At 44.1% G+C, this 14,315-nt stretch carries 10 protein-coding genes; 7 read left to right on the plus strand and 3 right to left on the minus strand.

Features of this window, described 5'->3' with window-relative positions:
• Positions 1 to 99: 99 nt before the first annotated feature.
• The 3 genes from ACQKCP_RS02995 to ACQKCP_RS03005 all read left to right on the plus strand — a co-directional run bounded on the left by ACQKCP_RS02995 (position 100) and on the right by ACQKCP_RS03005 (position 4,415).
• Entirely contained in the window at positions 100 to 1,794 is a 1,695-nt protein-coding gene (locus tag ACQKCP_RS02995; protein WP_427611226.1) for a BCCT family transporter, read from the plus strand.
• Between the two features lie 163 nt (positions 1,795 to 1,957).
• Positions 1,958 to 3,706 (plus strand): hypothetical protein, encoded by a 1,749-nt coding sequence (locus ACQKCP_RS03000; protein ID WP_427611227.1) that lies wholly within the window; start codon positions 1,958 to 1,960, stop codon positions 3,704 to 3,706.
• Positions 3,690 to 4,415, plus strand: coding sequence for a DUF3726 domain-containing protein (locus ACQKCP_RS03005; protein WP_427611228.1), 726 nt, complete (start codon positions 3,690 to 3,692; stop codon positions 4,413 to 4,415). The genes ACQKCP_RS03000 and ACQKCP_RS03005 overlap by 17 nt, the downstream gene beginning before the upstream one ends.
• A gap of 68 nt (positions 4,416 to 4,483) precedes the next feature.
• Here ACQKCP_RS03005 and ACQKCP_RS03010 read toward each other — a convergent pair whose 3' ends face one another.
• Positions 4,484 to 5,410 (minus strand): LysR substrate-binding domain-containing protein, encoded by a 927-nt coding sequence (locus ACQKCP_RS03010; protein ID WP_427611229.1) that lies wholly within the window; start codon positions 5,408 to 5,410, stop codon positions 4,484 to 4,486.
• Positions 5,411 to 5,571: 161 nt separating this feature from the next.
• On the opposite strand from ACQKCP_RS03010, the gene ACQKCP_RS03015 reads away from it, so the two are divergent.
• The 3 genes from ACQKCP_RS03015 (at position 5,572) to ACQKCP_RS03025 (ending at position 8,716) form a co-directional block, all read left to right on the plus strand.
• A complete protein-coding gene (locus tag ACQKCP_RS03015; RefSeq protein ID WP_427611230.1) occupies positions 5,572 to 6,018 on the plus strand; it encodes a DoxX family protein in 447 nt (148 codons plus the stop codon).
• 88 nt (positions 6,019 to 6,106) lie between these two features.
• Positions 6,107 to 6,934: a DODA-type extradiol aromatic ring-opening family dioxygenase gene (locus tag ACQKCP_RS03020; protein WP_427611231.1), complete on the plus strand. Its 828-nt coding sequence runs from the start codon at positions 6,107 to 6,109 to the stop codon at positions 6,932 to 6,934.
• A 273-nt stretch (positions 6,935 to 7,207) separates the two neighbouring features.
• On the plus strand, positions 7,208 to 8,716 hold the full coding sequence (locus ACQKCP_RS03025; protein ID WP_427611232.1) for a carboxylesterase/lipase family protein: 1,509 nt from the start codon (positions 7,208 to 7,210) through the stop codon (positions 8,714 to 8,716).
• A 317-nt stretch (positions 8,717 to 9,033) separates the two neighbouring features.
• Here ACQKCP_RS03025 and nirD read toward each other — a convergent pair whose 3' ends face one another.
• Both nirD and nirB read right to left on the minus strand, forming a co-directional pair.
• Entirely contained in the window at positions 9,034 to 9,387 is a 354-nt protein-coding gene (nirD, locus tag ACQKCP_RS03030) for a nitrite reductase small subunit NirD (protein ID WP_427611233.1), read from the minus strand.
• A 178-nt stretch (positions 9,388 to 9,565) separates the two neighbouring features.
• Positions 9,566 to 12,166 carry a nitrite reductase large subunit NirB gene (gene nirB / locus ACQKCP_RS03035; protein WP_427611234.1) on the minus strand — a complete coding sequence of 867 codons (2,601 nt, stop codon included), beginning with the start codon at positions 12,164 to 12,166 and terminating at the stop codon, positions 9,566 to 9,568.
• 640 nt (positions 12,167 to 12,806) lie between these two features.
• Between nirB and ACQKCP_RS03040 the strand changes: the two genes are divergently transcribed.
• Positions 12,807 to 14,315: a NarK family nitrate/nitrite MFS transporter gene (locus tag ACQKCP_RS03040; protein ID WP_427611235.1), complete on the plus strand. Its 1,509-nt coding sequence runs from the start codon at positions 12,807 to 12,809 to the stop codon at positions 14,313 to 14,315.

A 14,315-nucleotide genomic window follows, 5' to 3' on the forward strand; every position in this document is an offset into this window, starting at 1 on the left:
AAATTAGATAGGTATGTATAGTGAGGTCGTTTTATCGCACGCTCATTGCTACCACTCTGATCTAAAACGCAACGTTAGCATAGTATATGGAGCCACATCATGGCCGATTTAAAGGGATTTAATCAAGGTGAGCAAGGACGCTCAACTCCTGTTAATCAAGGAGTAAGTGAGTCCGAAGCCGCCACTATTTCTACTGACACGTTAGGCCTTAAAAATCCTGCGTTTTGGTACAGTGGCGGATTCATTGTGGCCTTTGTTTTGATGGCGATTTTTGCAGAAGCGCGCTTAGCAAAAATAGTCGAAGTGGGCTTTTCGTGGTCCGTCAAAATATTTGGGCCTTTTTGGCAGATATTGCTACTAGCTACCTTTGTCATTGCTTTGGCCGTCGGTGCTGGCCGTACAGGACGTGTGATTTTAGGCAATTTACCCGTACCTGAAATAGACAGTTTTAAATGGATGGCGATCTTATTTTGTACTTTGCTTGCAGGTGGTGGGGTTTTTTGGGCTGCCGCTGAACCCATCGCGCATTTCGTGTCAGCACCTCCTTTATACGGTGAGTCAGCCGATCTACAGCAGCGCGCTTTTAACGCCTTATCTCAATCATTTATGCATTGGGGGTTTTTGGCGTGGGCGATTGTAGGTAGTTTGACTGCAATTGTGATTATGCATCTGCATTATGACAAGGGATTGCCGTTGAAGCCTCGTACGTTGCTGTATCCAGTATTTGGTGAGCGTGTGCTGACGGGTCAGACGGGCGCAATTATTGATGCTTGCTGTATCGTGGCGGTTGCTGCCGGTACTATCGGTCCTATTGGTTTTTTAGGCTTGCAGACCAGTTATGCGTTGAACACCCTGTTTGGTATCCCTGATACCTTCACTACCCAGCTCATTATCATTGTCTTTGCTATCGCGCTCTATACATTGTCTGCGATCAGTGGCCTGACGCGCGGTATGCAGCTACTTAGCCGCTTTAACGTTATGTTGGCGTTTGCACTGATGGTATTTATCTTACTCTTTGGACCGACCAATTTTATTATCAATGGTTATATCCAAGGTGTGGGTACGATGATTGATAACTTCGTCCCAATGGCGACGTTCCGCGGTGATGAAGGATGGCTGAGCTGGTGGACGGTATTCTTTTGGGGTTGGTTCTTGGGTTATGGCCCGATGATGGCGATATTTATTGCTCGTATTTCACGTGGCCGTACTATTCGTCAATTGATTACCACCGTCTGTATTATTGCGCCGCTTGTGACGTGCTTTTGGTTCACCGTCGTTGGCGGCTCTGGTCTGGCTTTTGAGATTGCCAATCCAGGAAGTGTCAGTAGCGCCTTTGAAGGCTTTAACTTACCCGGTGCATTATTAGCCGTCACGCAGCAATTACCTTTTCCTTTAATTACCTCGATATTGTTTTTAATTTTAACCACAGTGTTTATCGTTACCACGGGCGATTCGATGACTTATACCATCAGCGTGGTCATCAGTGGCGAGCGTGAACCAAACGCCATGATTCGTACCTTTTGGGGCATCATGATGGGTGTGACGGCGATTGTTTTAATCTCGCTTGGCTCAGGTGGCGTGACAGCATTGCAATCCTTTATCGTCATCACGGCAGTGCCAGTTTCTTTCGTCCTGCTGCCTTCGTTATGGAATGGACCACAAATCGCACAAAAAATGGCACGAGAGCAAGACTTGTATCGTCCTAACAAAGTAGAGGTGAGACATAAAATCAGCGAAGAAAAACTCGCTAAAGCGTCTACAGAAAACAAAATCTCTGCAGAAGAAAGCTTATAAAAAAAGCATGACATAAAAAACTGTGTGATGTTCTAGATTATTAAACGGTAAATACTAAACTAGCCTCTATCTATACCGCTGATTTCTTATTTACCGATAGATATTATCATTGACATTGTTAACGAAGCTGCTGGCTCGATATATTAGGTAAGGTAGTGAAATTATGAATATGGTTTATACAAATAATGCGAATAATAAAAGTATCGATGTCAAACCGCCTTCACTGGGTACAGGTTTTCGTACTCGTGATGTGATTATGGATGCCCAAAGATTGGGTGCGATGCATCAAACCCGTATTAGCTTTGTGCGTACATTACTACGCAAGATTGATAAAGAAAAATGGACGCTCAGTACTCATTTGTGGGATTTAGATGAGAATGGTTATGGCAAAGTTATCTATCGTCTACATACGCCAGAGCATCTATATCATCTGGTGGTGTTCTGCAACGAGCTAGCTGATGAAGAGCGTAACGATAGAGTCATTGCCCAAAAGTGGGATGTGACATTTGGTCTGGTGTTTGGCGAGATAAGCGGAGAGTTACTAGATAACTTACAAGCCAATGTGCCGTTGCAAGAAGCAGGTCGCAACTCTAATATGTTGATGGTGCTGGCACGTGCAAATAAGAGCGTACGAGTCTTTGATCATATTGTGAGCTCACTCGCTGCCGGTCAGCAACCAGATTTGGATGTGTTGGCGCAAGTGGGTTATATCTTGCGTACCACGGCGGTCTATGGCAATGGTAAATTTGGTATTTATGATTTTAAACCGTTAGACCATAGCGCAGACTTTGACCAATCGTTTCGCGCGCAGATGTGTGCCGTGTATTTGCTGCGTGAGTTTAGTCTAGACTGGGTCGATTATTTGGCGCAGAAAAAGGGCAGTAGTAAAGCAGTTGCACTGCATCCAGAGATTAAGCGTTATTTGGGGATTGGTAATGCCACTGGTTTGGGTATGGCGCCGTATTTGATTAATCATCCTTGCGTGGTTGATCAATGGCTGACCACCCGTGAGGAAGCACTGCAAGCGACATTGACTTGTCAGATTGAACCCAAAGAAACGGCGCATTTTGCCAGTTTAATCAAACGTGCTATTCAGCATTTTGGCGAGATTGTCACCATCAATGAGCAGCAAATAAAGCTCAATGAAACGGTCGTCACAGAATTAATGGTACTACAAAACAATTTGATGACTACCATCAATCACTATGTGACATGGGCGGAGTTCTTGCAAGCGCACCATGATTTGAGTCTTGAGAGTCAAGAGGTCATCATTTCTTGCTTGATGGAGCTATATCCTGAGCGTGTTGATGCGTTTCAAGAGAAAATAAATGCCGATGAAACCTTGTCGCTACCGAAGGGCAAGGTGATTCAAGATTTGATTGATGTACTGGAGCGACACTATCAATGGGCGATCAATATTGATTTTAGCCAGCCTGAGAATAGTCATTGGTTTTGGTATCGTTCGGTGGATAAAGAAGAGCCACGCCTAGGTGTGCGCGGGCAAGAGGTAGGCGCAGATCGTGAGCTTGCCCTAGACATCGCAAGGCAAGCAAACAAGCTGTACTTCGCGCTCAAACAAGTCAACGCTCAACAACTGATATCTGAGTTTATTCTAAACCAACCAAAGTACCGCTCAATTGCACGCCGTGTTTGGACAATGGGGCATAAACAGTTGGGTGATATTCAGATGAATGTCTTACACAAAGACGCGTTACCTATGCATCTGTTACGGTGTAAATTGTCTATGTTTGGTGCGACCAAGTTTGATCCGAGATCAGATCGCTGGGTACGAATCACCTTGTTCCAAGGTGCACCTTTATTTGCAGAAGTGCATAGTGATGAATGGCTGTTTCCTTTATTACCAGATTTGTCGACAGAGCAGGAAGGTTTGACTCATGATCGTATCGCATAATGAAATCGTAGCAATGGTGTATAAAGCCTTTACTGGGATGCATCGAGAAGTTGGGGAGGCTGATATAATCGCTACGATGGTTGCTGAATTACAGATGGCAGGCTTGGATGGCGTCAGACACTTTAACAATGCTAGCCCGTATATTCTAACTGAGAGCGATACGCCAATTGATATCGTCCATCAAGAGGATGGAGCTATGCGTTTAGATTTGCACGGTAGTAGCTTGGCTTGTCATTTGCCGACGATCATCGATTACGCTCTTGAAAAAATGGCTGATTCAGCACACTTTCATATTTACTTGCAGAATTGTCATAACCGCTGGTTGGCTTATAGCGAGCTGGTAGGGCTGGCGGCCAAAGGCTATGCCTGTTTGGCCAAATGGGACAATGGCTCTGTGCCCAAGCATACGTTATTTACATTGAATCAAGGGTTTGTCTATCCTGACCTTTACTTTTTTGACAAGGCACAGTCAAATTACAATACCAATGACATGGTTATTGAGATTGCGACTCAAAACTTTGATATCGAACATGATATCCAGCATTTCGATCGTAAAATATCGACAGACGAGCTGTTTGAAACTCATCAGCGCGCATGGAAAGAGGGTATCTATGTCGATGACGAACAGTGGGCGATACTCAAAAAGACAGCAGCGGCTATATTGGTTGAAAATAGTGAAGCATCCAGTCGCGGCGCGGGCGGAGTATAAAAACAAACCTATTAATTACGTTAATTACGTCAGTTATGCTACGAAACAGATTTTTGTATGATGAGTAATTAGTCGTTTGGTGCGTACGCTATATTCTCATCCCAATATGGCGGCGTGCCATAGTAGTTGGTCATAAAGTCGATAAAGCATCTGACTTTGTGAGGTAGTAGTTTTCTATGGGCGTAGACAGCATACAAGCCTAAAGGGCTAGGTTCATATTCTGGCAACACTAAGACCAACTTGCCAGTACTTAATGCTTCGCTAGCAATGAAAGTCGGCTGTAATATCAATCCTCCGCCTGCAATAGCTGCTTCAACGAGTACGTCGCCATTATTACTATGAAAAACGCTACGTTCTTTGAATTGTTTGGTTTTTAGGTATTTGTAGATTTGACCCTTAGTTTCGACATTCATATAGCTATAATGCAAATAGCGATGCGACTCTAAATCCTCAAGTTGCTTAGGTGTGCCATGAGCTTTGAGGTACTCGGGTGAGGCGCATAACACTACACGAATCGGAGCAATCTGCTTGGCGATAAGCGACGAGCTTTGGAGCTGTCCGATACGCAGGGCAATATCAAAGCCTTCTTCAACGATATCTACTTTTCGATCACTCAACTGCAAATCAACGGTAACTGACGGATAGCGCTCCTGAAAATCAGTGATGAGTTTTGCCATATGCTTTAAGGCAAAGGACACGGGCGCACTGATGCGCAGGACGCCTTTGGGATGCTGCTGTAAGCCGCCTAACTGCGATGCCATCTCATCAATACTCAATAAAACCTGCTGCGCATGTGTAAAGTATTGACTGCCAGCTTCAGTCAGGCTGACTTTGCGTGTAGTACGGTTGAGCAGGCGAGTATGTAGTTCCTCCTCTAGCTTTGCCACATACTTGCTTACTAGCTGCGGCGAGAGCTGCATCGTAATAGCCGCTTTGCTAAAGCTGCCTTCTGTCACTACCGCGACAAAAGCGCGCATGGCATCGATTCTATCCATGTTTATTCCTATAATTCTCTCGATATCAAATCAATTATAAACAGTATGTTGATAATTATTCAATATAACTGAGCTTACTCTTTTATAGCGTTGATAGTAAAGTGTGCCTATATCATTTTCGACACTATTTATTCTAATCATACGTTATGGAGTGAGCATCAATGAAATCATCACTATTAAATACTATTTTGACATCAAAAGCTGGAGCAGCGGCCTTAGTGCTTCGTGTACCCGTTGGCCTGATTTTAGCAGCTCATGGCGCCCAAAAATTATTTGGTTGGTTCAGTGGTAATGGGCTAGCAGGTACGGCTCAATGGTTAAGCAGTATGGGTATGGAGCCGGGTTACTTGATGGCGATACTAGCAGGCGGTGCTGAGTTCTTCGGTGGTCTAGCTCTGGTATTAGGTCTGCTAACCAGACCAGCTGCTTTAGCCGCAGCCTTTACCATGTTGGTGGCTATTTTTTCTGTCCATATTAGCAATGGGCTATTTGCTGATAATGGTGGTTATGAATACGCATTAACATTGATGGTAGCTACACTTGCTTTAGCCATCCAAGGTGGCGGTTCCTTCAGTATGGATAAGGTATTATCAGAAAAATTAGGATAGGTTTTATAGTTGTAAATGGGATCATTCAATTTTCGTGAACAAAGCCATTTAATAAGAGCCATTTAAGACAAGCAACCAGGGGAAAGCCATGACAACACTTTTATCTAATGAGCCAGTCAGCCAGCCTGTACTTTTTATACCGCATGGCGCAGGGCCTTGTTTTTTTATGGATTGGCAACCAGCGGATATGTGGTATGAGATGGCAATGTTTTTAAAAAGTATTTCTGCTCGTTTGCCTGAGCGACCAAAGGCTATCTTAATCATTAGTGCACATTGGCAGACGGCTGAATTCAGTATCACCACTGGCAAACAACCTAATCTCATTTATGATTATTATGGCTTTCCTGAGCATACTTATAGTTTGACTTATCCAGCCTTAGGCGCGCCAGCATTGGCAAAGCAAGTCAGCCGGCTATTGACAGAGGCAGGGGTAGGTAATAAACAAGATGCGGAGCGCGGTTTTGATCATGGGGTATTTATACCGTTTAAGCTAATGTTTCCTGAGGCGGATATTCCAGTGGTGCAACTATCCTTGCGTCATGATTTAGACCCACAAGCGCATTTGGCTGCTGGTCAAGCACTGGCGTCATTACGTACAGAGGGGGTACTAATCGTCGGTAGCGGCATGAGCTTTCATAATATGCGCGGTTATGGCGATACCAGCTTTACTGAACCATCAGAGAGTTTTGATGAATGGCTAACGAATACTGTAGAATCAGCAGATTCGGATAAACGACTTGCGGCATTGGTCAACTGGAAAAATGCTCCTCACGCGCTTGACTCACATCCATTAGGGGCAGAGGAGCATTTGTTACCGCTTATGATAGCGGTGGGTGCAGCAGGATGTGACAAAGGGCACAAGATTTACTCCCAGCAAGTGCTAAAAACGCAGTTGTCTGCTTTTCAGTTTGGCTAAATATGACTTTTTCATTTCATCTCAAATCGTTAGTCTGCATTTTTTAGTCGTATATGCGCTCATCATCACGTTATAAAACCCTTACGTTTATCTTATAAAAATTTTGATCAGAGCACGGTATTATTCTAAGGAACAGTAAGCTTCAGGTTGGGTATCCACTTTTACCACTCTCATAAGAAAGACAAGTAAACAAAAAAAGGAATCATAATGATGGCTTTGAACCATATGGTAAAAAGGTTTTGCAAAGCGACAGTCATAATTTTAAGCTTTAATATGGCATCTTCATTTGCAGCGAATAACGATATAGAAGGACAGCAGATGACGGTTTCTGTTCATCAAGGCGACGTTCAAGGTAAAGTGAATGCCGACGTTACGTCATTTTATGGTATTCCTTATGCTCATGATCCTTTTACAAAAGCGCGTAGGTTTAAAGCTCCTCAGGCGTATGAAAAGTGGGAAGGAGTCTTGGACGCCACAAAAAAAACAGCGCCAGTTCCGCAGCCAGGCAGAGAGCAGACGGTTGAGCTTGTCGGTGCTGCAGGAGACCTTACCTTAAATATATGGGCACCAACAGCTGCTCTACAATCAAATAAGCAGCTACCTGTGATGGTGTGGATACCTGGCGGCGCTTTTATTCGGGCAGATGCAGGAGAAGAGGCGTACAACGGTACTAGCTTTGCAAGAAATGACGCGATTGTCGTCACTGTGAATTATCGAGTTGGTGTGGATGGGTTTATGCATTTAGATGGTGCGCCAGATAATAGAGGTATTCTCGATCAAATTGCGGCACTACAATGGGTACAGAAAAACATTGCCAATTTTGGCGGTAATCCAGAGAACGTTACTCTGTTCGGTCAATCGGCAGGTGCTGAAAGCGTCGCTATACTGTTGGGCACAGATAAAGCAAAAGGTCTCTTTCAACAAGCAATCATGCAAAGCCCACCAATGCAATTCATGACCATGGAGCAAGCAGATCGAGTTAGCCAAACTTTTGCCAAAGAGCTGGGTGTATCAGCAACGATAAGCGATATCTCTCAAATTCCTCTTGAAACGTTAGTCACTGAAGTTATTGATATTGGTAACACTATAAAGAATCGAGACCAGTGGGGCATGATGTCTTGGGGCGGCACAGCGTTTTTGCCTGTCGCTGATGGAGATGTCATCAAAGAGTCACCTATGAGAGATCTGGCGAACAATACAGATCCAGCCATTCCCGTTATCGTGGGTAGTACGGATCAAGAAGCCAGACTGTATTATGTTCCAGGCGGTGCTATCGACCAAATTCCTGCAACACAAAGATCGCAGTTGTTGAGTGATTTATCTTTGAGTGGTGCATCGCGTGATGTTTACGCGCCAATTAAGAATGAAAAATCTATTGGCGATAGCTTTGCTGACATTCAGTCTGATTATACCTTTCGGATGCCTGCAGTCCATATTGCTGAGCACTTGGTTAACAACGGCAATAAAGTCTGGCATTATAACTTTTCGTGGTTTTCACCAGCCTTTGATGGAAAGTTAGGCGCCGCGCATTTTGTGGATGTGCCTTTTACTTTTAACGCTCTTGATAGTGAGCAAGCCAAAAGCTTTATTGGCGATCAACCATCGCAAAAGCTTGCCGATACCATGCATCAAAACTGGATCGAGTTTGCTCGTTCTGGACAAGCACCATGGGATAACTATCGACTAGCAGATCGAGCAACGATGGTATTTGATACTGACTCTAAAATTGTTAACGACCCTGAGCGAGATGTTAGAGTATTGTGGAAAGATTATTCGTTCTAGAACGATGATGCCAAGTATATAGCCTGAAGCACAACTCACGTGCATAGGGAGCTGTAAGGGTATAAGGTTGCATAATATGCGCCGTTATAATAATAGCGGGTGCATGAGGATTGACATAAGGCATCAAGTCTACTTCTCACCAAATTAAAAACACAGTTGTCCGCTTTTCAGTTTGGTTGGATATGTTGAAACGTTTAATGCATGATATTTCAGCGTGATTATCAAAAATAAAACATCCTTTGAATCTCAGAATTAAAGGATGTTTTAGGTTAATAGAGCAGTTATTAACAACCTATCAAAATAAGAGATAATGTCGCTTATGATTCATATTTTGCCACTACATTATTTCCGTCAAGTTCAAATTTATAAGTATTGAGCACAATACTCTCATCATCTAAACACTGGCCAGTAGCTAGGTTAAAGCGTTGTTTATAGATGGGCGAGGCCACATAAAGTACCTCTTTTGCTGTTCCTGTATCATCTGTAATCGTGGTGCCACCAATCAACCCCCGAGACAATACATTGGCTTGACTGAATGGATCGTAGTTATCAAGAGCAAATAAATCGTTCTCTTTGGTACGAAAAATAGCAATTTGTTTGCCATCTATCAGGGCGCAGACACCGGTTTCAGGAATGATATCGTCAAGTGTACAAATAGTCTGTTGGTTCATGAGGCGGTATCCTTAGTGATGATAATGTTGCTCTGTATGAATGATAAATCGTGAGTGATAAGCTGCAATTTGCAAAACATGATTTGAGAAAATGAGTCGTAAAGCTTGAGTCTAAAAACATGAGTGGAAAAAACAGCGCCTTGCTTTTTGTGATAATTAACAAGTCACTCATCATTGGCTAGGCCAATTCAACCAGATTGATGGTTGCTTTCTCCGCATCAGTCGCTGGGCGAATCTGCTCACGATCAGTCACGAAAACGACATTATCATCGCCTTTCTCACTGTTTACAAAATGACGGAAACGTTTGAGTTTTTCGGTGTCATTAATCGTCGCTGCCCACTCACACACGTAATTGTCGACCAATAACTGCATTTGTGCTTCGAGCTCATCTGCTATGCCTAAACTGTCTTCAATAATGACGGCTTTTAGATAATCCAGCCCGCCATCTAAGCTTTCACGCCACTTTGAGGTGCGCTGTAGCTTGTCCGCTGTTTTGATATAGAACATAATGATGCGGTCGATGTATTTGACCATGGTTTCGGTATCCAGATCGGTGGCGAACAGCTCACCATGACGCGGGGTAATACCGCCATTACCACAGACAAATAAATTCCAGCCGTTTTCAGTCGCAATCATGCCAAAGTCTTTACTTTGTGCCTCAGCACATTCGCGCATACAGCCTGACACACCCATCTTGATTTTGTGCGGCGAGCGCACGCCTTTATAACGATCTTCTAATCTCAAGGCGAGGCCAATACTGTCATCGACGCCGTAGCGGCACCAGTTATTACCGATACAAGATTTCACGGTACGTAAAGATTTACCATAGGCATGACCAGTCTCAAAGCCTGCTTGCACCAGTTGCGTCCAAATATCAGGCAATTGCTCCATGCGTGCGCCAAACAGATCGACCCGCATCCCACCAGTGATTTTGGTGTATAAATTAAACTGCTTCGCTACTTGACCCAGTACGATGAGCTTGTCTGCAGTAATTTCACCGCCCGGCACACGCGGTACGACGGAATAAGTGCCGTCTTTTTGGATATTACCTAAGTAGTAATCGTTACTGTCCTGTAGTGGTGTTAGCTCGGTTTTGAGCACGTAGTCATTCCAGCACGATGCCAAAATAGAGGCGACCGTTGGTTTACATATCTCACAGCCATGACCGCTACCATGTTCAGTCAGTAATTCATCAAAGGTTTTGATGCCGTGCACACGAATCAGACTATATAAATCCTGACGAGAGTACGCAAAGTGCTCACACAAGTCATTGTTTACTTCAAAGCCCATGGCGGTGAGTTGGTAGCTGACCGTATCTTTGACCATAGGTGCGCAGCCACCACAGCCACTACCGGCACTGGTCACGGTTTTTACATCGCTGACGGAGTATGCGCCGTTTTCGACGGCCGAGCAGATAGCGCCTTTGGTCACGTTATAACAAGAACAAATCGTGGCAGTATCTGGCAGATTGTCGATGCCCATCACGGGTTTTTCGACATTGGGTAATATCAGGCTTTCTGGGTGTGCGGGTAGGTCAATGTCATTTAAATACAATTGCAATAAGTTGTTATAGTCTTCGGTGTCGCCTACCAATACAGCACCAAGCAAGCGTTTGTTATCCGGTGTAGTGACCAGTTTTTTATAAATGCCCTCAGCTGGGTTTTGATACAGGTAGCTCAAGCTGCCGTCACTCGTACCATGTGCATCGCCAATACTACCCACATCAACACCCATCAGTTTTAACTTGGTGCTCATGTCAGCACCCGCAAATATCTGCTTGCTATCACCAGCGATTTGCGCGGCACAGATACTGGCCATGTTGTAGCCGGGAGCCACCAGACCAAATACTTTGTTGTCCCATACTGCGCATTCGCCCACGGCATAAACATGATCTACATTGGTGCGACATTGCTCATTGATCAAGATGCCACCACGCCCGCCCATTTCGATACCGCATTCTGGGTTGTTTTTAATGAGACCGTCTTGCGGTCTAATACCGGCGCTAAACACAATCATATCGGTTGTTAGAGAGGTGCCATCTGTAAACTGCATGGTTAAATGTTGACCGTCACCGCTGGTGTCATCAGAGTTGGGTGCAGTATTGGATAGAATCTCTTTGGTATTTTTCCCCGTCAGTACTTTGACACCCAGCGCTTCTATTTTACGCTTTAAGATCTCACCACCAGCGGCATCAAGCTGAACGCCCATCAATTGCGGTGCGAACTCGACCACATAGGTATCAAGCCCTAACGTCACGAGCGCTTTTGCGGCCTCAAGCCCCAGTAGACCACCACCAACCACCACGCCTTTTTTGACAGTGGGCAGATCGGCAATTGCTAAAATCTCATCTAGATCTGCAATGGTACGGTATACGTGGCAATGCGGATGCTCGCGACCTGGGATGGGCGGCACAAAAGGATATGAACCAGTCGCTAGCACCAACTCAGAGTATTCAATAATCTCGCCTGCCTCAGTAGTAATACGCTGACTGGCTGAATCGATATCTACAATGCACTGATTCAAATGCAAATTAACTTTTGATAATTCATAAGCTGTTAAATCTACTAGGTTCAACTTACTGGCATCTTGATGTTCAAAATAGCTCGACAAATAAACACGGTCATAAGCAGGGCGGTCTTCTTCAGCAAATACATGAATGTCAAATTGCTGGTGTAGTCCTTGCTCAATTGCTCGTTCAATAAAGTGATGACCGACCATACCGTTGCCAATCACCACCAAATTGCCTTTTTTTTCTGTGTTCAATGCAGTGCTAATCATGCGTCTGTCCTTAGTAATGGGGCTGGTTGAATACGGACATCGTTTATTTTTTATCACGCTATAAACGGCTCCGTCTCTCAACAACAGCTGATAAACAGCAGTTAATACCTACTATTACAGAGCATTCAATAATCATGCCAGAGCACTTCGATTAGCTAGGTTTTTGCGTGTTGCCATCGGACATAAAGGTATGCCGTATCGAGATCAGTCGCTTATGTACTAAGGTTTTTATGTCAGCATGATTAGCGTTGCTATTTGCCAAAAATCAGGGTGAGCACGATTATTAACGACAGCGATATCAAAAATTAATGCACCAAAATAGTTACTGCTGTGCCCCAAGTTGGATGTTATTGCTGCTTATAAGGGAGGCTGATGGAGTGTTTTAAATCTGCTGTATTAATGCTTTATTAGCATAAGCATCAGGTGTGGTGATGGTTATAGACCCACCAGTAAAGGCGCTTAGAGCCTCAATAAGCGTTGGTCTTTATATGGATCTGGCAGCGTACACAAATAACTGGCATAACCATTGCACTGCTTGAAACATTGCTACTTATCATATTTGAATACTGCATTTTTTGAACACTTAGTACCTTTAGTACGTTGTCAGAACCCTGAAGTTAATCATTTGAGGAAGTTGCCTATGTCATCATCAGCCCCCGTTGCATCTAGTAAAGACAAGCTTAATGTTTTGTCATTTACGGGTAAAAATAAAATCCTTCATTTAGGTTGGATGGCATTTTTCCTTACCTTTTTTGTATGGTTTAACCATGCACCATTTTTATCAGCGATTGGAGAAACACTCAATCTGAGTAAAGATCAAGTCAAAACGTTACTCATTTTAAACGTGGCATTGACTATTCCTGCCCGCGTAATTATCGGGATGCTGACAGACCGTTTTGGCCCTCGTATTGTTTATACCGCCATTTTAGCCATTGGTGCTATTCCTTGTTTTACTTTTGCGTTCGCGCAGGATTACAACACCTTGGCACTGTCTCGATTTTTACTAGGTTTTGTGGGTGCAGGCTTTGTGGTGGGTATCCGTTTGATGAGCGATTGGTTTCCAACCAATGAATTGGGAACAGCTGAGGGCATTTATGGGGGGTGGGGTAATTTCGGCTCGGCAGCAGCGGCACTGTTATTGCCGACTATCGCGATTGGTGCCGCAGCAGTGTTCGGTGGTGATGAAGGTTGGCGTTATGCAACAGCCACGTCAGGGGTAGTGATGGCGATTTATAGCATCATTTTTTATAAGATGGCGCGTAATACACCCAAAGGGGCTACTTATTTTAAACCCAAAAAATCAGGAGCCATGATGGTGACGTCATCGGGTGATTTTTGGTTAATGATGGTTTTTAAACTGCCTATGTATTTGGCATTGGCATTATTGGCATGGAAACTATCACCTGATGGTGTGAGCTTACTGAGCCAGTCTAGTGTCACTATGGTCTATATTGGCCTTGCGATACTGTATGTTTACGAGTTCATCAGTAGCTACCGCTTTAATAAAGAGGTTTTCACCACGCCTGTACCAGTGGCGCATCGTTATGATTTTAAGCAAGTAGGTATCTTAAATATTTTGTATTTTGCTACGTTCGGCTCAGAGCTCGCTGTCGTGTCGATGCTACCTTTGTTTTATCAAGAAACTTTTAGTTTATCGATTGTGATGGCAGGGGTATTGGCATCGAGCTATGCCTTTATGAATCTAATGTCACGCCCAGGTGGCGGTTGGCTAAGTGATAAGTTTGGTCGCAAAATTACTTTGTTGATTTTGACAGCTGGTTTGGCTATCGGGTATCTATTAATGGGCTTCCTTGATTCAACGTGGCCACTGGCATTGGCATTGTTAATCACAATGTTTTGCTCATTCTTCGTACAGGCAGGTGAGGGCGCTGTTTTTGCGGTGATTCCTCTGATCAAACGCAGTATGACAGGGCAGTTTGCAGGGATGACAGGTGCGTATGGTAATGTTGGGTCAGTGGTGTATTTAACGGTGCTGAGCCTGGTGTCTTATCAAGTGTTTTTCTTTGTAATTGCCGCGACAGCAGTGGTTGGATTCTTTGCATTGTTTCTCTTAAAAGAGCCAGAAGGCATCATTATTGAAGAGATGCCAGATGGCACATTTGCCGAAATACAAGTGAGTCATAGATAG

Origin of the sequence: Psychrobacter sp. NPDC078631, from assembly GCF_050268165.1 — a bacterium.
Taxonomy (GTDB): Bacteria; Pseudomonadota; Gammaproteobacteria; order Pseudomonadales; family Moraxellaceae; genus Psychrobacter.

Excerpts from the sequence above, each read along its gene's own strand:
- nirD (WP_427611233.1), bottom strand. The coding sequence starts at position 9,387 with ATGAACCAACAGACTATTTGTACACTTGACGATATCATTCCTGAAACC.
- ACQKCP_RS03010 (WP_427611229.1), bottom strand. The coding sequence starts at position 5,410 with ATGGATAGAATCGATGCCATGCGCGCTTTTGTCGCGGTAGTGACAGAA.
- ACQKCP_RS03020 (WP_427611231.1), top strand. The coding sequence starts at position 6,107 with ATGACAACACTTTTATCTAATGAGCCAGTCAGCCAGCCTGTACTTTTT.
- ACQKCP_RS02995 (WP_427611226.1), top strand. The coding sequence starts at position 100 with ATGGCCGATTTAAAGGGATTTAATCAAGGTGAGCAAGGACGCTCAACT.
- ACQKCP_RS03005 (WP_427611228.1), top strand. The coding sequence starts at position 3,690 with ATGATCGTATCGCATAATGAAATCGTAGCAATGGTGTATAAAGCCTTT.
- ACQKCP_RS03000 (WP_427611227.1), top strand. The coding sequence starts at position 1,958 with ATGAATATGGTTTATACAAATAATGCGAATAATAAAAGTATCGATGTC.
- ACQKCP_RS03025 (WP_427611232.1), top strand. The coding sequence starts at position 7,208 with ATGGCATCTTCATTTGCAGCGAATAACGATATAGAAGGACAGCAGATG.
- ACQKCP_RS03015 (WP_427611230.1), top strand. The coding sequence starts at position 5,572 with ATGAAATCATCACTATTAAATACTATTTTGACATCAAAAGCTGGAGCA.
- ACQKCP_RS03040 (WP_427611235.1), top strand. The coding sequence starts at position 12,807 with ATGTCATCATCAGCCCCCGTTGCATCTAGTAAAGACAAGCTTAATGTT.
- nirB (WP_427611234.1), bottom strand. The coding sequence starts at position 12,166 with ATGATTAGCACTGCATTGAACACAGAAAAAAAAGGCAATTTGGTGGTG.